The 659-nt window shown below is 40.5% G+C and carries 2 protein-coding genes; both read right to left on the bottom strand.

The window, feature by feature from the left end; all coding sequences use genetic code 11:
- Nucleotides 1-198: hypothetical protein (locus QZ359_RS01015; RefSeq protein WP_293952043.1), on the bottom strand; the 198-nt coding region annotated here is incomplete at its 3' end.
- A gap of 95 nt (nucleotides 199-293) precedes the next feature.
- The coding region (locus QZ359_RS01010) for a hypothetical protein (RefSeq protein ID WP_293952040.1) at nucleotides 294-659 on the bottom strand (366 nt) is incomplete at its 5' end.

Genomic DNA, 659 nt, shown 5'->3' with positions numbered 1-659 from the left:
AAAACCTTTATTTTTGATGTACTGCGCTTTTTGACCGAGCGTTTCTGCGATCGAGGCCGAGACAAAGAGATGCGGTGAGCGCCCTTCAATCAGGCCTTGCTTTCGCAGTTGTGCTACCTCTCCCCGTTCCAGACGCTTCCCCTTCTGTACGCACTGTAAATATGCCGTTCCTCTGCTAGTAATGATTGACCCATCCATCGCTACTATGCTAAGATACAATTACAATAAGTTGGAGAGAGTCATTGCTTAATCAAATCTGGTAATGTCTTCAAGTACCTCAGATTTTAGACCTATTAGGAAGAGAATTTAAGTGTAACGATCAAGCCTATAATGCCAGTAATTAAGCTATAGAACGCTAGGGCAATCATACCTCCAACATACCAGGGAGAAGACGTAAGAAAGGCAGAGACTATACTTCCGATCCCAAACACGATGAGGTCAACCACTTTAGCTCCAAGATTGAGTGACTTCCACTCTATCATTGTTTCAATAATGTACAGCACGGTTCCAATAGCTAACAAAATAACAGATTGGAAACCAAACCATCCGACTAAAGCTATTACAGCTCCAGCTAAACCAATCAACATAGAAACCATTTTTATTTCCTCCATTGTTTCATTTGTTTTACCATAAAATAAGTAAAGCAAGTTGTATAAAAA

Source organism: Streptococcus sp. (assembly GCF_019414905.1).
In the GTDB taxonomy this organism is placed as follows: domain Bacteria; phylum Bacillota; class Bacilli; order Lactobacillales; family Streptococcaceae; genus Streptococcus.
Note: the sequence above shows the minus strand (reverse complement) of the source record. Positions and strands in the feature narration are given on the sequence as shown.